Source organism: Aestuariibius insulae (genome assembly GCF_040783535.2).
GTDB lineage: Bacteria > Pseudomonadota > Alphaproteobacteria > Rhodobacterales > Rhodobacteraceae > Aestuariibius > Aestuariibius insulae.
In genome coordinates this window covers 25,937-45,411 of record NZ_JBFONW020000007.1, presented here as the reverse complement: position 1 = coordinate 45,411, position 19,475 = coordinate 25,937, and the positions used below count along the sequence as shown (strand labels likewise).

The following is a 19,475-nucleotide window of genomic DNA, read 5'->3' as shown; positions in this document are numbered from 1 at the left end:
GCGCGCCCCTTTTCTTTGACACTTAAAATTAACGTTGCAGATCAGGTGCGACGCAGCCGGATCACGACATCGACCTTTGCGATCTCGGCCCCTTCGGGGGCAGTCGGGATACGGCTGATCTCAAGCTCTTCGGCAGGCGCATCAGAGAGTGTCGCGCTATCTTCCCAAAAGAAATGGGGATGATCGCTCATATTCGTGTCAAAATAGCTCTTTGACCCATCGACGGTGATCTCACGCATTAGACCCGCGTCACAAAACGCTTTCAGCGTATTGTAGACCGTTGCAAGCGACACTTTCTCCCCGCTATTCGAGGCTGCCGCGTAAAGGCTCTCTGCCGTCACATGACGATCCTGCCCGTCGCCGACAAGCAGCGAGGCAAGAGAAAGACGTTGCCGCGTTGGCCGAAGGCCAGCGTTGGCGAGCCATTCTTCCCCGCGACGTGTATGGGTCTCTTGATCCGTCATTCTTTCCTTATATGGGAGAAGGTGTTGATGGTTCAAACCATTTCATCGGATCCGGCCTTCGCTTGCCCTATGCGAACCCGCGATGCTAGACGGGCGGGCAACACATCGCGCATTGCAAGGATCGCCGCCTATGGCCGACTACCCGACCCACTTCGACAAGGAAGCATTGCTCCAATGTGCACGGGGCGAGCTCTTTGGTCCGGGGAATGCGCAACTGCCTGAACCGCCCATGCTGATGATGGACCGAATTACCGATGTTTCAGCAGATGGCGGCTCCGGCGGGAAGGGACATATTACCGCAGAGCTCGATATCACGCCGGATCTGTGGTTTTTCCCCTGCCATTTCCCGGGAAATCCAGTGATGCCAGGCTGTCTGATGGTCGACGGCCTATGGCAGCTAACGGGCTTCAATCTAGGCTGGCGCGGCTGGCAGGGACAGGGTTTCGCGCTGGGCGCCGGCGAAGTGAAGCTGAGCGGGATGGTCCGTCCGGATCGCAAATGTATACGCTATGAGATCAACTTCACCCGGGTGATCGACCGCAAGCTCAAGATGGGCGTGGCCGATGGCAAAGTCTTTGCCGATGATGAAGAGGTCTGCACCGTGACAGGCATGAAGGTCGGTCTTGCGACCGCCGAAACCTGAAGGGAAACCAGCCATGCGCCGCGTCGTCATAACGGGCCTCGGGATCGTCTCCCCCATCGGAAACTCCGCTCAGGAGGTGACAGAGGCGTTGAAGGCCGGGCGGTCCGGGATCGAAGCGTCGCCCGAGATGGCCGGGCACGGCTTTCGCAGCCGGGTTGCCGGAACGCTCAAAATCAATCCGTCCGAGCATATCGACAAGCGGATTATGCGCTTCATGGGGCCCGGCGCGGCCTATGCCTATCTGGCGATGGAGCAGGCCGTTGCAGATGCGGGGCTGGAGGCAGAGGATGTCTCGAACCCGTCGACCGGGCTGATCGCCGGATCCGGAGGGCCATCGACCTCGGCGATGTTCGCGGCGCATCAGACGGTTCTCAAGACCGAAGCGACCAAGCGGATCGGCCCTTTTGCGGTGCCAAAATGCATGTCCTCAACGGTCAGCGCAAACCTCGCGACGGCCTATCAGATCAAGGGGATGAACTTTTCGATCACCTCAGCTTGCTCCACCTCGCTCCATTGCATCGGGATGGCAGCTCAACAGGTGGCGCTCGGGGTGCAAGACGTGATGTTCGCAGGTGGCGGAGAGGAGCTCGACTGGACACTCTCCTGTCTCTTTGACGCAATGGGGGCGATGTCCTCGAAATACAACGACACGCCGGAGCGGGCGAGCCGCGCCTTCGATGCGGACCGGGACGGGTTCGTGATCGCAGGCGGCGGCGGCATGGTTGTGCTGGAAGATCTGGAGCGGGCGAAGGCGCGCGGCGCAAAGATCTACGCCGAAGTGACCGGCTTTGGCGCAACTTCGGATGGGCATGATATGGTCGCGCCCTCGGGCGAAGGCGGCGAGCGGGCGATGCGGATCGCGCTAAAGACGATCGCCGACGGTCGCAAGGTCAGCTATATCAATGCTCATGGCACCTCTACCCCTGTCGGCGATGTCGGTGAAGTCGAGGCGGTGCGGCGGGTTTTCGGACAGGGATCGACCCCGCCGATCAGCTCGACCAAGTCGATGACCGGCCACTCTCAAGGAGCCACTGGTGCGCAAGAGGCGATTTACTGCCTTCTGATGCTTCAGGACGATTTCATTGCCCCTTCGATTAACGTCGAAACGCTCGATCCAGCGCTCGATCCCAGCGAAATAGCGACACAGACGGTGACGGGCGCGGGCCTCGATACTGTGATGACCAACTCGTTTGGCTTTGGCGGCACGAACGGATCGATGCTGCTTTCTAAATACGACGGATAAGATCCCATGGCAGATTTGATGACGGGCAAGCGCGGGCTGATCATGGGGGTGGCCAACGAGCGGTCCATCGCTTGGGGGATCGCCAAGGCCATGGCCGCCGAAGGGGCGGAGTTGGCCTTTTCCTATCAGGGCGAGGCGTTCGGCAAACGGGTGGAACCGCTCGCAGCCTCTGTCGGATCAAACCTCTTGGTGGATGTCGACGTGACGGACGATGCGTCGATGGACGCATGCTTTGCCAAACTGCGCGAGGAATGGGGCTCGATCGATTTCGTCGTGCACGCCATCGCCTATTCAGACAAGGCAGAGCTGACGGGCCGGTTCATCAACACGACGCGGGACAACTTCCGCAACTCGTTGTCGATCTCGTGTTATTCGCTGATCGACGTGGCGCGCCGCGCATCCGAGCTTATGCCCAAGGGCGGAACGGTTCTGACTTTGACCTATCAGGGCTCGAACCGGGTGACGCCTTTCTACAACGTGATGGGCGTGGCCAAGGCCGCGCTAGAGGCCGCGGTTCGCTATCTAGCCAACGATCTGGGACCACAGGGCGTGCGGGTCAACGCCATTTCCCCCGGGCCAATGAAGACGCTGGCTGGAGCGGCGATCGGCGGCGCACGCAAGACATTCAAGCACACGGATGCCAATGCCCCGCTTCGCGCGAATGCAACACTGGAAGCGGTCGGCGGCACGGCGGTCTATCTGGCCAGCGATGCAGGGGCCTGCACGACCGGAGAGATCATCCGTGTTGATGGCGGCTATCATGTACTGGGAATGCCGCAGCCCGAACACCTCTAGAAAACGTTCCGCTGCGAAGCTCGTCAGGCTGCCGAATTGACCGTGAGCACGCCATGCTGACGCGGATCGTTTTGGCAATCTGACCACATCCTCAGGCGAGCGCGACCGGACCGTTTCGCGCGATAGAGCGCCTCGTCGGCACGTGCGAGCAAAGTCTCGATCTCCTGCCCGCTGGCCACCATGACGGCCCCGGCGGAGACAGTGATCTTTATCGGATCCATCATATCGGCAAGCTGGATATCGAGCGTCTTGCAAAGTCTTTCCTCGATCGAGTGCATTGCCTGAGCGCTTAGCGCGGGGAAATAAAAGGCAAATTCCTCTCCTCCGATCCGCGCGACAAGATCGTCGGCTCGCGTCATTGCGCGCAGGTGATCGGCCACAACCGTCAAACAGTGATCACCCGTGCTATGTCCATAAGTATCATTGATTTGCTTGAAATGATCGACATCGACCAAAAGAACAGCACCGCCCCTCGCTTGCTCCAGCCTATTGGCAGCCTCGTCGAAAAAGGCCTGACGGTTGGGAAGTCCGGTCAGGGGATCGGTTCGCGACAGATTGAAAAATCGAAGCTCCAACCGTTTGAAATGGGCGAGCGCAGTCAACATGAGAACCAGAAAAGGCGAGCCCACAAGAACCGTCGTCAATGCCAGATCGACGGGCGGCATCCAAAGGTGACCGTCCAGCCCGTAATCGACCGCAAAATGCAATACGATCGCAAGCATCATAATAAGCGTGCCTTTCAACACCCCCTCACTAAGCGAATGTACGGCCAATAGATTGAAGATCCGGTTCAGCATCTAGGTCCTCTTGCGCCAAGACACCTTCATGAATCGTCCTTTAGAAATCGTTTCCGCACGGCTGCAAGATAGCTAAGATGCGATCTTTCTCTTTGGTCTTTCCACTAAGCGGCGCCAATGTCAGTCTCGGCCCGACCGCCGGGAGAACCCATGACCGTCCAAGTTTGTATCTTCGATGCCTATGGCACCCTGTTCGACGTGGCCGCTGCCGCGCGCGAGGCTGCGGCGGAACCTGACTTTCCACAATTGGCTGACCTCTGGCCGCAGATCGCGGAGAATTGGCGGCTCAAGCAGCTACAATACACTTGGCTCCGGGCTGTCGCCGGACGGCACTGTGATTTCTGGCAGATCACGGCGGATGGCCTCGACTGGGCGCTCCAGCGAGCGCAGTTGACCGATGCGGCTCTTCGGAGCCGATTGCTCGCCCTCTACCGTGAACTGACGGCCTATCCAGAGGTCCCGACGATGCTGCAAACGCTGAAACGCGACGGTTTTCAGACCGGTATCCTGTCGAACGGCTCACCGGATATGCTGGCAAGCGCCGTGGCCTCCGCTGGGATTGAAGACCAGCTCGACGCGGTTCTTTCCGTCGAAGAGGTCGGCGTGTTTAAGCCCCATGACCGGGTCTACGACATGGTCGGCACCCGGTTCGGCTGCGCGGCGGACAATGTTCTCTTCGTCTCGTCCAACGGATGGGACGCCGCCGGAGCGGCAGGATACGGGTTCCGCACCGTCTGGGTAAATCGCGCGGGCGAACCGGTGGACCGCCTTTACGCAAAACCGGACGAGATTATGACGGACCTGAGCGGCATCCCTGATCTGGCGCGGCGGCTATGACCGAGCAATTCACCGCAGCCGATGGCACAAGCCTTGCCTATGATATGATAGGGACCGGCATACCTCTCCTCTGTCTGGCGGGGCTGACGCGGAACATGCGCGACTTCGATCCGGTGACAGAGCGGTTTGCCGATCACGCCCGGATCATCCGGATGGACTACCGCGGACGCGGATTGTCGGACTTCGCCGACCCCGCGACCTACTCACTGGCTCAAGAGGCGCAAGACGCGCTCGCGCTCCTCGATCATTTGGATATCAAGCGGGCCGCGATCCTCGGAACCTCGCGCGGCGGTCTCATCTCGATGCTGCTGGCGGCCAGCGCGAAGGAGCGACTGCTGGGCGTGATGCTCAACGATATCGGCCCCGTAATCGAACCCGCCGGCATCGACTTCATCATGACCTATCTCGGCCGCCCGCCCGGTTTCGCCGATTACGATCAGGCGGCGCGCGCGCTCGAGCTATCGATGGCTGGCGGTTTTCCCGGCGTCAGCCGCGCCCAATGGAAAGAGCGCGCGCAGCTTTGGTGGAAAGAAGGGCCCGACGGGTTGGAGCTGCGCTACGATCCCAAGCTGCGCGATGCGGTAATCGCGCAGTCGGCGACCGGTGAGACACCGGATCTCTGGCCGCTCTTTGATGCGCTGGACGGTCTGCCGCTGGCACTGATCCGGGGCGAAAATTCGGATTTGCTCTCCCCAGAGACGGTGGCCGAAATGCGCAAGCGCAGACCCGATATGCTGTTTGCCGAGGTCGCGGATCGGGGTCATGTCCCGTTCCTCGACGAACTCGAATCCCTCCGATTGATTGAAGATTTTTTGAAAGGACTGTCATGAATTACGAGATGATCCGCGCCGCCGACCAACGTCTGAACGGCTATGTGCGCCGCACGCCGCTTCTCTCCGCGCCGCAACTTGATGAAATCGCTGGGCGACGTGTGTTGATCAAGGCAGAGAACCTGCAGCATACCGGATCCTTCAAATTCCGCGGCGGCTGGTCCGCCTTGTCAGCCTTAGGCGCAGAGGCGCGCAGTAAAGGCGTCATCGCCTTCTCCTCGGGCAATCATGCCCAAGGCATCGCAATGGCGGCAGCCGCCCACGAGGCGCCAGCGACGATCGTGATGCCCAAGGACGCCCCACAGGCCAAAATCCGCAACACGCAATGGCTCGGAGCGGATATCCAGCTATACGACCGCGACGACGAAAAGCGCGAGGAGCTGGGCCGCAAGCTGTCCGAAGAACAGGGACTGACGCTGATCCAGCCCTATGACGAGCCGCAGGTGATCGCCGGTCAGGGGACATGCGGGCTCGAAATCGCGAAACAGGCCAAGGCGGCCGGGGTGGAGGTCGCGGATGTCTTGATCTGCTGCGGCGGCGGCGGGCTTACCTCGGGCATCGCACTCGCGCTTGAAGCAGAGGCGCCGGGCCTCAAACCGCGTCCGGTCGAGCCTGAGGGGTTCGACGATGTGACCCGGTCTCTCGAGGCGGGAGAGATCCAGCGGAACGACAAAAGCTCCGGCTCGCTTTGTGATGCGATCCTGACGCCGCAGCCAGGCGACATCACCTTCCCGATCATCAAACGCCTCTGCGGCCCCGGCATCGTGGTCACTGACGAAGAGGCTTTGCGCGCAATGGCGCTCGTCTTTCGGCATTTGAACATGGTGCTCGAACCCGGCGGCGCGGTGGCTGTCGCGGCGGCTCTCTTTCATCCGGGCGAGAGCGACGGCAAGGATGTTATCGCCATCGCCTCAGGCGGCAATGTCGACGCCGATATCTTCGCCCGCGCGATCACCGAGCATGGAGATACGGCATGACGCTCGCCACGGTCGCCAGCTTCAACGTCAAGAACCTGATCGGCCCGGACAAAGAGTATTACCGTTTCGAAAGCTACACGCCCGAAGAATACGCCTGGAAGCAGGACTGGCTCGCAGACCAGCTGCTGACAATGGATGCCGATGTTGTGGGCTTTCAGGAGATCTTCGAAGAGGACACCTTGCGCGCGGTAGTGGCCGAAACCAACCGGCGCGGCGCCTTGGCCAATGCGGCGAACGTTCCGGACCCGTCAAAGCGCTACGCCAAAAAGGCGATCTTTCGCAAACTTGCCTTCCAAGGCTATGACAAAGCAGAGCTGGTCTTCGCTCCGAATGCCAATGATGGAGAGCCGGGCCAGCGCAGACCGGGCCTCGCGATCCTCTCGCGCTTCGGCTTCGCAGAGCCGCCTGAGGTGCTGCAGGTTCTCGATCCCCCGGTCGAAATTGGTTTTCGTGATCTGGACGGAGAGCCATCCGGCAGCTACCGGCTCAGCCGCCTGTCCCGGCCGGTTCTCAAGGCGCGGATCCCCATCGGCAATCAAATCGTCACGGTCTTCAATTGCCACCTCAAGTCCAAACTGGGCGAATACGACCGCCCGCCGGGCGCACCCTTCGCCCCTGCTGTCGATTTAACGAGATACAACCCGGCCGCCCGCGCTCTTGGGTCGCTGCGCGCTGGCCTGCGCCGGATGGCAGAGGCCTGGATGCTCCGACGCGCCGTCCTGACCAGTCTGGGCCGCAGCGAGCCGGTCATCGTACTGGGCGACTTCAATGATGGAGAGGCAGCGGTCAGCAGCGAGATCATCGCTGGAGAGACCCCGTTCAAAAACTACGCCTGGATGCGCCGCCACGATGCGGAGCGGCGCAACGACCGCTACTCCGACGAAGAGAACGAGCAAATCACCGAGGATATCGAAGCCGTCCGGCTGCATTCGGCGGAGAAGCTCTTTGTGCGCAAATCGCTGCGCGACATGGTCTATACCGCGGCCTTCGGAGGGGAGTTCGAGAGCATCGACCAGATCTATCTGAGCCGCCATTTCCATCCAGATTACGAGAACCGGATCGGCGAGATGGAGTATTTCAGCGTGCTGAACGATCACCTCACCGACGGCAGCCACCCGGAAGCGCCTTACAACAAGCTCGCGTCCGATCACGGGCAGATCATGGCGCATCTGAGGTTCAACGCCTCGTGAGCGAGGCCGCCGCCCCTGCTCCACCTGCCGCGTCCCGCAAGGCGTTTCTCTTCATCATCATCACGCTCATGATCGATGCGATGGGGATCGGCCTGATCATCCCCGTAATGCCCGACCTGCTGACAGAGATCGACGGCGGCACGCTGGGCGAGGCGGCGATCTGGGGCGGCATCCTGACGACACTGTTCGCTGTCATGCAGTTCTTCTTCGGACCGACGCTGGGATCCCTGTCGGACCGCTACGGACGGCGGCCGGTCCTGCTGGTGTCTCTGGCCGTCATGGCGGCGGACTACCTTGTCATGGCGACGACTGGGCTCTTATGGGTGCTGATCCTCGCGCGGATGGTCGGCGGCATAACAGCAGCCACACAATCGACGGCCTCGGCCTATATCGCGGATATCTCACCGCCCGAGAAGAAATCAGCCAATTTCGGTCTGGTCGGCGCAGCCTTCGGCGTGGGTTTCGTCTTCGGTCCGGTAATCGGCGGTCTACTGGGCGAATACGGCACGCGTGCGCCGTTCTATGCCGCCGCCGCGCTGGCGGCGATCAACCTCGTCTTCGGCTTCTTCGTCCTACCCGAAACCGTGACAGACAGGACGCGGCGCGCCTTTACTTGGCGCCGCGCCAATCCGTTCGGATCCTTCGCGGCCTTATCAAAACTGCCCGAAATCACGCGGCTGCTAATACTCGTCTTCCTCTATGAATTCGCCTTCATCGTCTATCCCGCAACCTGGGCCTATTACGGACAGGCCGCGTTCGGCTGGGACAGCGGCATGGTCGGCCTCTCGCTCGGCGCCTTCGGCATCGCGATGGCCGTCGTGCAGGGCGGGCTCATCCGCTGGATCATTCCGCGCTTCGGCGAGCATCGGGCGATCATCGGCGCACTCGCTTTCAACTTCATCGCCTTCTTCGTGCTGACCGTGTTGACCAACGGGATCATCGCGCTGATTTTCGTGCCGTTCACAGCCCTCGGCGCAATCATCACGCCAACCCTGCAAGGCATGATGAGCCGCCGCGTCCCCGATGACAGTCAGGGCGAGTTGCAGGGGGTCATCGCCTCGAGCAAATCGGTGGCGATGATCTTTGCGCCGCTGGTGCTGACACGGATCTTCTGGGCCTTCACCGATGGCGACGGGATTTACCTGCCGGGCGCACCCTTTGCCTTATCGGCATTGCTGATGGTCGTCTGTCTGGGCGTCTTCGTCACCCGGCGGCGCGCTCAAAGCCTGTCGCGCAGCTGATACCAAAGCATCGCCACCACCAGAAGCGGCTGGCGCAACCGCCCCCCGCCCGGAAAGGCCGGCGTCGGAACGGCGGCAAGCGTATCAAAGCGTTCGGCCTGCCCCGCGATGGTCTCCGCGGCGATCTGGCCAGCGAGCGTGGCCATCGCGATGCCGTGACCGGAATAGCCCGATAGGCTCAGCGTCGACGGCCCAATCCGTGCGATATGCGGCATGCGCGTCATCGTGATCCCGAGCGTACCGCCCCAGGCATGACTGATCGGAACGCCCTTAAGCTGCGGAAAGATCCGTTCGAGCGGTTTGCGGACCGTTCTCGCGATGTCGGTGGGAAAGTGGTAGCCATAGCTCTCGCCGCCTCCGAACAATAGCCGTCCGTCCTGCATGCGGAAATAGTTGATAACATGGTAGCTGTCGGCAACGGCAATGTCCTGCATCGGCGGCTCGGACAAGGGCTCGGTCGCGGCGATGAAATTGTTGATCGGCATGACGCGCGCGGCCACCTTCGGCGCGAGCTGACCAAGATATCCGTTGCAGGCGAGAATGACGTGATCGGCAGTCAGGGCGCCGTCCCGGGTTGTGACCTGGCCCTCGGTCAGGGCGGTCACGCGCGCCCCTTCATGGATCGTAACCCCTACCGCCTCGGCCAGCCCGGCCAGACCCAGCACATAGGCGAGCGGATCCAGATGCGCACCCTCGCGGTCTAGGTAACCTCCGACATACGCCGGACTATCGACCAGATCGCGCAAAGCCGCGCGCTCGACCGTCTCCGCCGCCTCATAACCGTAGCGCGCGCGCAGGTGCTCCACATAGTCCCGCACCTCACGCATCTCGCCGGGCCGATGCACCGTCTCGAGGATACCGTCCCGCAGCGGCACGCCCGCCTGTCCCGCCAGATCCCGCACCAGCGCCACCGCATCGAGCCCCATCTGCCAAAGCGCCTTCGCGGCGCCCTCGCCGACCGTCTCCTCCAGCCAGAGCTGATCGCGCCGCTGGCCGGTGCCGACCTGCCCTCCATTCCGACCCGACGCGCCAAAACCGACACGCTGCGCCTCAAGAAGCGTTACCGCATAGCCGCGCTGCGCCAGATGAAGTGCGGCGGAGAGGCCAGTATAGCCGCCACCGACGATAGCGACGTCAGCCCGCGCATTGCCCTTCAACGGCGCCCTTGGCGGCGGAGGCGTGTTGACCGCAGCATAATAGGAGGCCGGATACTTCCCCTGCCGGTCATTGGCCGTCAGAAGGTCCATCAGGCCGCTTCGAGCAGGCCCTCTGCCTTGGCGGTCGCATAGGTCTCGCCAAGCGCCTTGCCCGCGCGCTCTTTGAAGATCTCGCAATGCTCCTCGGTCAGGATAAGCGGGGGCGACACGATCATCCGGTCGCCCACATGGCGCATGACGATGTTGTTGCGGAAACAGGCCTCGCGCGCGATCTGCCCGATCGTCCCCTTGGGCGCCTTGAACGGCACGCGTCGGGATTTATCGGGCGTGAACTGCAGCGCGCCGAGCATCCCGAGGCTGCGCGCCTCGCCGATCAACGGATGGTCGGCAAAGCTCTCGATCGCCTTGGCGAGGGCGGGCGCAGCATGATCGTTCACATGGCCCAGAAGGTTCTCTTCCTCGATGATCCGCAGATTCTCCAGCGCGACGGCGCAGCTGACCGGATGGCCGGAATAGGTATAGCCGTGGTTGAAATCGGAGCGTCCGATCACCTCGGCCACGTGATCGGAGACAAGGCTGCCGCCGATTGGCGCATAGCCCGAGGAGAGGCCCTTGGCGATGGTCATGATATCGGGGCGGATGCCATAATACTCGCTGCCGAACCACTTGCCTGTGCGCCCGAAGCCGAGGATCACCTCGTCGGCGATCAAGAGGATCTCGCGCGCATCGCAAATGCGCTGGATCTCGGGCCAGTAGGTCTCGGGCGGGATGATCACACCGCCCGCCCCTTGGATCGGTTCGGCGATGAAGGCGGCGACATTCTCCTCGCCCAGCGCGTCGATCTCCTGTTCGAGCTGGCGCGCGCGCAGAAGGCCGAATTCCTCGGGGCTCATTTCCGCGCCCTCGGCCCACCAGTGCGGCTGGTCGATATGGACGATATTTTCGATCGGCAGCCCGCCCTGGGCATGCATATGCGCCATCCCGCCCAGTGATCCCGACCCCATGGAGGAGCCATGATAGGCATTCGTGCGGCTGATGATGACCTTTTTCGACGGCTTGCCGAGCGCTGCCCAGTATTGCCGCACGAGGCGGATATTGGTGTCATTCGCCTCGGAACCCGAGGCCGCAAAGAACGTGTTGTTGAAAGGCTCGGGCGCAAGCTCGGCCAACTTTTGGGACAGCGCGATGACCGGTACGTGCGAGGTCTGGAAAAAGGTATTGTAGTAAGGCAGCTCCCTCATCTGGCGAGAGGCGGCGTCGGCCAGTTCGTCCCGTCCGTAGCCGATATTCACGCACCACAGACCGGCCATCATGTCGAGGATCTCATGTCCGTCGCTGTCAGTCAGCATCACGCCATCGGCGCGCGTGATCACGCGGGTTCCCTTGGCGGCCAGCTCTGCCCCGCCTGTGAAGGGATGCATGTGATGGGCCGCATCGATGCGTTGAAGCTCTGCCGTAGGCAGATGGTTGGTGAGGATGTTCATAAGCGGTGCGCCTTTTCCACAGGACGGATCGTTTTGCAGGCAGCGTGATCGCAAAGCGGGCGCTTGTCCATGCGGCGCAGGGGCCAAGACGTCTCTTCATCTTGCACATGCCTGCAATCCGCGCTCAACTCAGCCGCAAATGCTGACGTTTGGGAGAGACGCGCCATGAAGACCCTTGCCACTGCCGTTGTCACGATCCTTGCGGCCCAGGCCGCGCTTGCCGAAGAGGTGCGCGTCTACAACTGGTCGGATTACATCGACGAGGAATTGCTCGCCAAATTCGAGGAAGAGACTGGGATCGAGCTGATCTACGACGTCTTCGACAGCAACGAACTGCTCGAGACCAAGATGCTCGCCGGCGGATCGGGCTATGACGTTGTGGTGCCCACCGGGTCCTTCCTTGAACGGCAGGTCGCCGCAGGCGCGTTCCAGCCGCTTGATCAGGCGAAGCTGCCCAACCTCGGCAATGTCTGGGAGGTCGTGACCGAGCGGACGGCGCAATACGATCCCGAGAACCAGTATTCGATCAACTACATGTGGGGCACGACCGGGCTGGGCGTGAACGTCGAGAAGGTGACCGAGATCCTTGGCGAGGATGCCCCGATCGACAGCCTCGATCTGGTTTTCGATCCGGCGAATATGGAAAAGCTGCAGGAATGCGGCGTCTACTTCCTCGACGCCCCGACCGAGCTGATCCCGGCCGCCCTGCAATATATAGGCGAGGATCCGAATGCGCAGGATATCGAGACGATCGAAAAGGCCGAGCCGGTCCTGATGGCGGTGCGCCCCTATATCGAGAAATTCCATTCCTCCGAATATATCAACGCCCTTGCCAACGGTGAGATCTGTGTCGCTGTCGGCTGGTCGGGCGATGTCCTGCAAGCGCGCAGCCGGGCCGAAGAGGCCGACAATGGCGTGACCATTGAATACCATGTGCCCAAAGAAGGCGCGCTGATGTGGTTCGATCAGATGGCGATCCCGGTCGATGCGCCCAATCCCGAAGGCGCGCATAAATTCCTGAACTTCATGCTGGATGCGCAGAACATGGCGGCAGCCTCGAACTACGTGTTCTACGCCAACGGTAATCTGGCCAGCCAGGATTACCTCGTTGAGGACGTGATCGACGATCCGGCGGTCTATCCGGGTGCCGAGGTGCTCGAAAACCTCTTTACCGTTTCGGCCTATGACGCGCGCACCCAGCGCGGCGTCACCCGGATGTGGACGCGCATCAAGTCAGGCACCTGATCCGGCAGGGCCTCTTCCCGTGGTCAACGACACCTCTTTTGCACCGTGGAACGATCCGGGCGCTGCGGCTCTGATAGAGTTTCGCGGCGTCACCAAGCGGTTCGGAGAGTTCACGGCGATCGATACGCTCGATCTGAAGATCTATCCAAAGGAGTTCTTCGCCCTGCTTGGCCCCTCAGGCTGCGGGAAGACGACGCTCATGCGAATGCTCGGCGGGTTCGAAACACCGACCGAAGGCACGATCGAGATTGACGGGCAGGACATGGCGCGCGTGCCGCCGAACAAGCGGGCCGTGAACATGATGTTCCAGAGCTATGCCCTCTTCCCTCATCTGACAGTGCGCGACAACATCGCCTTCGGCCTCAAACGCGAGGGGATGGAGGCGGCGGCGCGCAAGGCGCGGGTCGACGAGGTCATGCGGATGGTGCAGCTGGGCGCGCTGGGATCGCGCAAACCGCACCAGATCTCGGGCGGTCAGCGGCAGCGGGTGGCGCTGGCCCGGTCGCTGGCCAAGGCGCCAAAGCTGCTGCTGCTGGACGAACCGCTGGGCGCACTCGACAAGAAACTGCGCGAGGAAACCCAGTTCGAGCTGATGGAAATTCAGGAAACGACGGGCACGACCTTTGTCATCGTCACCCACGATCAGGAAGAGGCGATGACCGTGGCCTCTCGCGTCGCCGTCATGCGCGAAGGCCGCATCGTTCAGGTCGATGTGCCCGAGCGCATCTATGAGGCTCCGAACTCGGTCTATGTGGCGGACTTCATTGGGGACGTGAACCTGCTCGAAGGGCGCGCCCGGCAAAGCGGCAGCGGCGTGGTCGTCGATGTGGCCGAAGGCGTCTCGCTGACCGCCGAAGGAATGGCGGAAGGCGCGGTCACCTACGCGGTGCGGCCCGAGAAAGTGTCAATCTCGGGCGAACGGCCCGAAACGCCCAACGCCGTGCGCGGCAAGGTGATCGATATCGGCTATCTCGGCGGCTCTTCGACCTATCACGTGGAGCTGCCCTCCGGTCATGTCGTCAAGGCGGCGACAGCGAACACGCGCCGCGTCGCCGCACGCGCCTTCGACTGGGAGGACGAGGTCTGGCTGGGCTGGAGCGGGACCGCCGGTCTGGTGCTCGAGCGATGACACCTGCCTACCTGTCCCGACGCCCCCCGGCCTTGAGCCGGGGCCTGCCCTTCAGGGGCCGTGCAGGAGGTCCCAGATCAAGTCCAGGACGATATCGGCGCGCTTTCGCATGAGGCGGCTGACCATCGCTCTGCCCTATCTGTGGCTTCTGGCGCTCTTTCTGGTGCCGTTCATCATTGTGCTGCGCATATCACTGAGCGATCCGGCGCTCGCGATCCCGCCTTACGAACCGATCTGGAGCAAGACCGAAGGACTGCGCGATTTCCTGAGCCGCTTCGATGTCGAGAACTTCGTCTTCCTGACCGAAGACGATCTTTACTGGAAAGCCTATCTCTCCTCGCTGAAAATCGCCTTCATTTCGACCCTGCTGGCGCTGCTCATTGGCTTTCCCATCGCCTACGGCCTCGCCCGCGCGCCCGAGGCGTGGCGGCCGCTTCTTCTGATGCTGGTCATCCTGCCCTTCTGGACCTCGTTTCTGATCCGCGTCTACGCATGGATCGGCATTCTGGGCACTGAAGGTTATCTCAACCAGGTCCTGCTCGGCCTCGGCCTGATCTCCGCCCCGCTTCAGATCCTCAACACCGACTGGGCCGTCTATATCGGGATCGTCTACACCTACGTGCCGTTCATGATCCTGCCGATCTACGCCACGCTCGGCAGGATCGATGCCGAACTTCTGGAGGCGGCGGAAGACCTCGGATGCTCGCGGATCAAGGCCTTCTGGCTCATCGTCGTCCCGCTCTCCAAGGCCGGCGTGATCGGAGGATGCTTCCTTGTCTTCATCCCCGCCATCGGCGAATTCGTGATCCCCTCCCTTCTGGGCGGATCGGACACGCTGATGATCGGCAAGGTCCTGTGGGAGGAGTTCTTCAACAACCGCGACTGGCCGGTTGCCTCGGCGGTGGCGGTGATCCTCCTCATCATTCTCATTATCCCGATCGTCCTCTTCCAGCGCAACGAACAGCGGTTGAGGGACGAGGCATGAGAGCGCCATCCTGGTTCAATGTCACATCGCTCGCGCTCGGCTTTGCCTTTCTATACCTGCCAATGCTGATCCTCATCGTCTACAGCTTCAACGACGGACGGCTGGTGACGGTCTGGGCGGGGTTCTCGACCCGCTGGTACGCAGAGCTCTTCCAGAATGAAGCCTTTCTAGACGCTGCCTGGGTGACGCTGCGGGTTGCCTTCCTGTCCTCCACTCTGGCCACGGTGCTTGGCGTGATGGCCGCACTGGCGCTCGTGCGGGGCGGCCGGTTTCTGGGGCGGACGCTCTTTTCGGGTATGATCTACGCCCCCCTTGTGATGCCCGAGGTAATCACCGGCCTCTCATTGCTGCTCCTCTTCATCGCGATCGGGATGGACCGAGGGATAGGCACCATCGTTCTGGCGCATACGACCTTCTCGATGTGCTACGTCTCGGTTGTCGTCTCGGCGCGTCTGGCCTCCTTCGACCGGTCGCTGGAGGAGGCGGCTCTGGATCTGGGCGCCTCTCCGGCGCAGACGTTCCGACTGGTGACGCTGCCGATCATCGCGCCTGCCGTGATCTCGGGCTGGTTGCTTGCCTTCACGCTGTCGCTCGACGATCTGGTGATCGCCTCCTTCACCGCCGGACCTGCTGCGACGACCTTGCCAATGAAGATCTTCTCCTCCGTCCGGCTCGGCGTCACGCCTGAGATCAACGCGCTCTCAACGATCCTGATCGCGGTCGTTGCGACTGGTGTGATCACCGCCTCGCTCGTCTCGAAACAGGCGATTGCCCGCAAGGCGCGGGATGAAAGGTTGGCCGCCGGATGAGCTGGAAGGCGGAGGTCGCGGCCTATTTGAGCGCGCATGGTCTGCCCGATCGCGTCGAAGTCATGCTCTGCGATATCAACGGAATCCTGCGCGGCAAATGGCTTCCGGGCGATAAGCTCGAGGCAATCGGGAACGGCGCGGTGCGGCTGCCTGTCTCGACTTATGCGCCCAACATTCTGGGCGAGGAGGTCGGCGAAACCGGTCTTGGCATTCTGGCCGGAGATCCAGACGGCGTCTTGTCGCCAGTGCCCGGAACGCTTGGACCCTGCATCGGCGGCGCGCAGGTCCTGGCAGAGATCGAGGGCGATCCCAATTCACCGCGCGAACGACTGGCCGACGTCATCAGGCGCTTCGCCGTGCGGGACCTGACGCCCGTCGTCGCGCTGGAGCTGGAATTTCATCTGCTCCAGCAACGGGATCGCCCGGATGCGCCGCCGCTTCCACCGGACGGTGCGCCGCAGTTCCAGAATTACGACATGGAGGTTCTGGACCGCACCGCTCCGGTGCTAGAGGCGATCCTCGCCGGAGCCGAAGCGCAGGGACTGGAGACAGAAACAGTCATTGCCGAATACGGCCCCGGCCAGTTCGAGGTGAACTTTCGCCATTGTCCCGACGCCTTGCGCGCCGCCGATATGGCCGTGCTTTTCAAACGGCTCGTGCGAACCACTGCGGCGGCGCATGGGCTCGAGGCGACCTTCATGGCCAAGCCCTATGCGGACAGCCCCGGCAACGGGCTGCATGCCCATGTCTCGCTGCTGGACCCGAAGGATGGGAACGTCATGGCTGCGGATGAAGGGCTGTCGGATGTCCTGTCAGAATGCGTAGCGGGCCTGATCGACAGCATGGCCGACTGCCAGGCGATCTTCGCGCCGCATCTGAACTCCTACCGGCGATTCCAGCCCCTCAGCTTTGCGCCGACCGCGCCTGATTGGGGGATCGACGACCGCTCGGCAGGGGTGCGCCTGCCTGCCACATCGGGTCCCGCCGCACGGCTCGAGCACCGGATCTCGGGCGCGGACGTCAACCCCTACCTCGCCTTGGCCGGGATCCTCGGAGGCATGCTCTGGGGCCTCGAGCATCGTCCCGATCTGCCGCCGGAGCGGGCGGAGGCGCCGCCTCTAAGTCACGACTGGTCCGCCGCCGTGGACCGGTTCGCCCAATCCGAGGCCGCGGCCTCCATCTTCGGCACCCCCTACCGCGACCTCTACGCAGCCGTGCGCAGAAACGAGATCGCCAGGATCCTGCCGATCATTTCCCCGCTCGAATACGAGATCTATCTCTCACGCTTCTGAGCGAACCGGGCCGCCCCGCGCGTCGCCGACAGGACCGGATCGGTCGACACCTCGATCGCGGGCGCAGATGTATCCTCCCAGATCAGCTCTTCAAGGCGAGCGGTCAGGTCGCGGGCAAGGTCAGGCCGCGCGGACAGACCTCCCCCCAGAACGATCCGGTGCGGATCATAGGTATGAACGAGAAGCAGCAGAACATGCGCTCCGATCGCAAGCCAGTCATCCCAGATCCCGGGATCCTCGGCTGCTTCCTCCGAAGAAAGCGCCGCCCCCCGCCGATGAGCCGCCAGCCGCGTCAGACCCGGCCCCGAAAAAAGCGTCTCCATACAGCCCTGCCTGCCGCATGGGCAGTCCAGCAGCGGCAGCCCGCGCTCCATTACCAGCGGGGCGGGAAGAGGCAGATGACCAATCTCGCCGCCGATCCCCGTGGAGCCGACCGGACCCGGCACGCAGGCCGCCGCCAGACCGGTGCCGATGGCAAGACCGACAAGCGTCTGCGACCCCTCCGGGACCTTGGCCGCCTCGCCCAGCGCGAATGCGCGAACATCGTTGAGTAAAGCAACCCCGTCCGGCAGATCGCTCTGAAGGATGTGACCCGACAACGGCAGATTGGCCGCATCGATCCCGCCGGTCACCGGATCTACGCGCCCCGGCAGACCGATCCCAACCGGACAGGCCTCGCCCGCTTCAGAGCGGATAGCCGCGATCAGATCCTGCAGCGCTTCGACCAGCGCCGGATAGGTCTGAGGTGTGGGCGCACGATGTCTGAACAGGACCTCTCCACCCGGCCCGAAAAGATGCGCGGCGATCTTGGTCCCGCCGATATCGATCCCGCCCGAGAGGGTCATGCGCTGCTCCTTTTGGCCCGACGGTGATGCGCCAGAGGCGTGCGCGGCGCAAGGCAGGGATGGCTTACGGGCGGGAATAGAGATCCTCATGCCGGGTGATGTCGTCCTCGCCCAGATAGCTGCCGGTCTGCACCTCGATCAGAACCATCGGCAGCTTGCCCGGGTTCTCGAGCCGGTGCACCGCACCCAGCGGGATAAAGACCGACTGGTTCTCGGCAACAAGGGATGTCGTTTCCCCGATCGTCACACGCGCCGTCCCCTCAACCACGATCCAATGCTCGGCCCGGTGGATGTGGCTCTGCAAAGAGAGGATGCCACCCGGATTGACCGTGATGCGCTTGACCTGAAAACGGTCGCCCAGAACCAGTGTCTCGAACCATCCCCAGGGCCGGTAGTCACGCGGCGCCCGTGTCGCCTGCGGGCGCGACCTGGCCCGAAGCGCCTCAACCGCTTGCCCCACATCCTGTGCCCGCGACCGATCGGCGACGAGCACCGCATCCGGCATCGCGACCGCAATAATGTTCTCCAGCCCCAGCCCGACAAGCTCGAGCGTTTCCGCTTCCGATCGCAACAGACTACCGCTGCAATCGATCGCGGTCGCTGCACCCGACGTCGCGGTGCCGGACGGGCCTTGCGGCGTCTCGTGCAGCACCGCCTCCCACGAGCCAAGATCGGACCAACGCCCTTTGTAGGGGATCACGGAAAGCTGCGTCGCCTTTTCCAGAACGGCGTAATCGATGGAGATATCCTCGGCCCGCGCAAACGCTTCCGGATCCAGCCGCAGGAACCCAAGATCGGGCTGGGCTGTATCGACAGCTTTGCGCACAGGCTCAACCAGGGTCGGCGCGTGAGCCTCATAGGCTGCCAGAATATCCCGCGCCCGAAACAGAAAGAGCCCCGCATTCCAAAGATGGCAGCCCCCTTCAAGCATCCGCTTTACTGTCGCCGGATCGGGCTTTTCGGTGAAAGATTTAAGCGGCAGGGGACCCTCATCATCCGGCGGGGCGGCGAGTTCCAGATAGCCGTAGCCGGTCTCAGGCCTATCGGGCGCAATACCAAAGGTAACAAGATCTCCCCGCCCCGCCGCCGGAAGACCGGCAGCAATCGCCTTCCGAAACGCCGCAGGATCAGGGACCACATGATCTGTGGGAGAGATCAGAAGGATCGCCTCAGGATCCGTCTTGGCGATATGAAGCGCAGCGGCCAGAACGGCCGGTGCGGTATTGCGCGGCTCCGGTTCGATCAGAACCGCACCCGGATCGATCCCGATTTCGATCAGCTGCTCGGTGACGATGAACCGGAAATCGGTCCCCGTGACGATAATGGGCGCCGCAAACGAAAACGCGCTATCCGAGCCGCTCAGCCGCCGCGCTGTTTGCTGATAGAGCGTCTCTTCCCCCAAGACAGAGGCAAACTGTTTGGGATAGGAGCGCCGGGACAGCGGCCATAGCCGCGTTCCGGAGCCGCCGCATAGCAAAACGGGAGTTACCTGCACAAACGCTATCCTCAATC

General features: G+C 62.4%; 19 protein-coding genes. 13 read left to right on the top strand and 6 right to left on the bottom strand.

Annotation, left to right across the window (positions count from 1 at the left end; all coding sequences use genetic code 11):
- Positions 1 to 41 precede the first annotated feature (41 nt).
- Complete coding sequence (gene irrA / locus AAD018_RS17580) at positions 42 to 464, bottom strand: iron response transcriptional regulator IrrA (RefSeq protein WP_367316444.1); 423 nt, start codon at positions 462 to 464, stop codon at positions 42 to 44.
- Positions 465 to 594: 130 nt separating this feature from the next.
- Here irrA and fabA point away from each other — a divergent pair, with 130 nt between their 5' ends.
- The 3 genes from fabA to AAD018_RS17565 are packed head-to-tail and all read left to right on the top strand — an operon-like array spanning position 595 to position 3,145.
- Complete coding sequence (fabA, locus tag AAD018_RS17575; RefSeq protein WP_367316443.1) at positions 595 to 1,107, top strand: bifunctional 3-hydroxydecanoyl-ACP dehydratase/trans-2-decenoyl-ACP isomerase; 513 nt, start codon at positions 595 to 597, stop codon at positions 1,105 to 1,107.
- A gap of 13 nt (positions 1,108 to 1,120) precedes the next feature.
- A complete protein-coding gene (fabB, locus tag AAD018_RS17570; RefSeq protein WP_367316442.1) occupies positions 1,121 to 2,350 on the top strand; it encodes a beta-ketoacyl-ACP synthase I in 1,230 nt (409 codons plus the stop codon).
- 6 nt (positions 2,351 to 2,356) lie between these two features.
- Positions 2,357 to 3,145, top strand: a complete 789-nt coding sequence (locus AAD018_RS17565; protein ID WP_367316441.1) for an enoyl-ACP reductase FabI — start codon at positions 2,357 to 2,359, stop codon at positions 3,143 to 3,145.
- Positions 3,146 to 3,168: 23 nt separating this feature from the next.
- On the opposite strand, the gene AAD018_RS17560 is transcribed toward AAD018_RS17565, so the two are convergent.
- Complete coding sequence (locus AAD018_RS17560; protein ID WP_367316440.1) at positions 3,169 to 3,942, bottom strand: GGDEF domain-containing protein; 774 nt, start codon at positions 3,940 to 3,942, stop codon at positions 3,169 to 3,171.
- A 150-nt stretch (positions 3,943 to 4,092) separates the two neighbouring features.
- Between AAD018_RS17560 and AAD018_RS17555 the strand changes: the two genes are divergently transcribed.
- The 5 genes from AAD018_RS17555 to AAD018_RS17535 are packed head-to-tail and all read left to right on the top strand — an operon-like array spanning position 4,093 to position 9,017.
- Positions 4,093 to 4,779 carry a haloacid dehalogenase type II gene (locus tag AAD018_RS17555; RefSeq protein ID WP_367316439.1) on the top strand — a complete coding sequence of 229 codons (687 nt, stop codon included), beginning with the start codon at positions 4,093 to 4,095 and terminating at the stop codon, positions 4,777 to 4,779.
- Positions 4,776 to 5,609, top strand: coding sequence for an alpha/beta fold hydrolase (locus AAD018_RS17550; RefSeq protein WP_367316438.1), 834 nt, complete (start codon positions 4,776 to 4,778; stop codon positions 5,607 to 5,609). The genes AAD018_RS17555 and AAD018_RS17550 overlap by 4 nt, the downstream gene beginning before the upstream one ends.
- Positions 5,606 to 6,586, top strand: coding sequence for a threonine ammonia-lyase (locus AAD018_RS17545; RefSeq protein ID WP_367316437.1), 981 nt, complete (start codon positions 5,606 to 5,608; stop codon positions 6,584 to 6,586). Before AAD018_RS17550 ends, AAD018_RS17545 begins: the two co-directional genes overlap by 4 nt.
- Complete coding sequence (locus AAD018_RS17540) at positions 6,583 to 7,776, top strand: endonuclease/exonuclease/phosphatase family protein (protein ID WP_367316436.1); 1,194 nt, start codon at positions 6,583 to 6,585, stop codon at positions 7,774 to 7,776. The genes AAD018_RS17545 and AAD018_RS17540 overlap by 4 nt, the downstream gene beginning before the upstream one ends.
- Positions 7,773 to 9,017: a TCR/Tet family MFS transporter gene (locus tag AAD018_RS17535; protein ID WP_412005317.1), complete on the top strand. Its 1,245-nt coding sequence runs from the start codon at positions 7,773 to 7,775 to the stop codon at positions 9,015 to 9,017. The genes AAD018_RS17540 and AAD018_RS17535 overlap by 4 nt, the downstream gene beginning before the upstream one ends.
- Here the strand turns inward: AAD018_RS17535 and AAD018_RS17530 are convergent.
- Together AAD018_RS17530 and AAD018_RS17525 are read right to left on the bottom strand one after the other, a co-directional pair.
- On the bottom strand, positions 8,996 to 10,264 hold the full coding sequence (locus tag AAD018_RS17530) for an NAD(P)/FAD-dependent oxidoreductase (RefSeq protein ID WP_367316435.1): 1,269 nt from the start codon (positions 10,262 to 10,264) through the stop codon (positions 8,996 to 8,998). The genes AAD018_RS17535 and AAD018_RS17530 overlap by 22 nt on opposite strands.
- A complete protein-coding gene (locus AAD018_RS17525) occupies positions 10,264 to 11,658 on the bottom strand; it encodes an aspartate aminotransferase family protein (protein WP_367316434.1) in 1,395 nt (464 codons plus the stop codon). Before AAD018_RS17525 ends, AAD018_RS17530 begins: the two co-directional genes overlap by 1 nt.
- Positions 11,659 to 11,823: 165 nt before the next feature.
- Between AAD018_RS17525 and AAD018_RS17520 the strand changes: the two genes are divergently transcribed.
- The 5 genes from AAD018_RS17520 (at position 11,824) to AAD018_RS17500 (ending at position 17,118) form a co-directional block, all read left to right on the top strand.
- Entirely contained in the window at positions 11,824 to 12,903 is a 1,080-nt protein-coding gene (locus AAD018_RS17520) for a polyamine ABC transporter substrate-binding protein (RefSeq protein ID WP_367316433.1), read from the top strand.
- A 19-nt stretch (positions 12,904 to 12,922) separates the two neighbouring features.
- Complete coding sequence (locus tag AAD018_RS17515; protein WP_367316432.1) at positions 12,923 to 14,032, top strand: ABC transporter ATP-binding protein; 1,110 nt, start codon at positions 12,923 to 12,925, stop codon at positions 14,030 to 14,032.
- A 109-nt stretch (positions 14,033 to 14,141) separates the two neighbouring features.
- Positions 14,142 to 15,017, top strand: coding sequence for an ABC transporter permease subunit (locus AAD018_RS17510; protein WP_367316431.1), 876 nt, complete (start codon positions 14,142 to 14,144; stop codon positions 15,015 to 15,017).
- Entirely contained in the window at positions 15,014 to 15,826 is an 813-nt protein-coding gene (locus AAD018_RS17505; RefSeq protein ID WP_367316430.1) for an ABC transporter permease, read from the top strand. The genes AAD018_RS17510 and AAD018_RS17505 overlap by 4 nt, the downstream gene beginning before the upstream one ends.
- Positions 15,823 to 17,118, top strand: a complete 1,296-nt coding sequence (locus AAD018_RS17500) for a glutamine synthetase family protein (protein ID WP_367316429.1) — start codon at positions 15,823 to 15,825, stop codon at positions 17,116 to 17,118. The genes AAD018_RS17505 and AAD018_RS17500 overlap by 4 nt, the downstream gene beginning before the upstream one ends.
- On the opposite strand, the gene AAD018_RS17495 is transcribed toward AAD018_RS17500, so the two are convergent.
- Entirely contained in the window at positions 17,100 to 17,963 is an 864-nt protein-coding gene (locus tag AAD018_RS17495; protein ID WP_367316428.1) for an ROK family protein, read from the bottom strand. The two genes, AAD018_RS17500 and AAD018_RS17495, sit on opposite strands and share 19 nt — an antisense overlap.
- 64 nt (positions 17,964 to 18,027) lie before the next feature.
- The gene (locus AAD018_RS17490) at positions 18,028 to 19,467 is read right to left on the bottom strand and encodes a mannose-1-phosphate guanylyltransferase/mannose-6-phosphate isomerase (RefSeq protein ID WP_412005324.1); all 1,440 of its coding nucleotides are present in this window, start codon (positions 19,465 to 19,467) and stop codon (positions 18,028 to 18,030) included.
- Positions 19,468 to 19,475 lie beyond the last annotated feature (8 nt).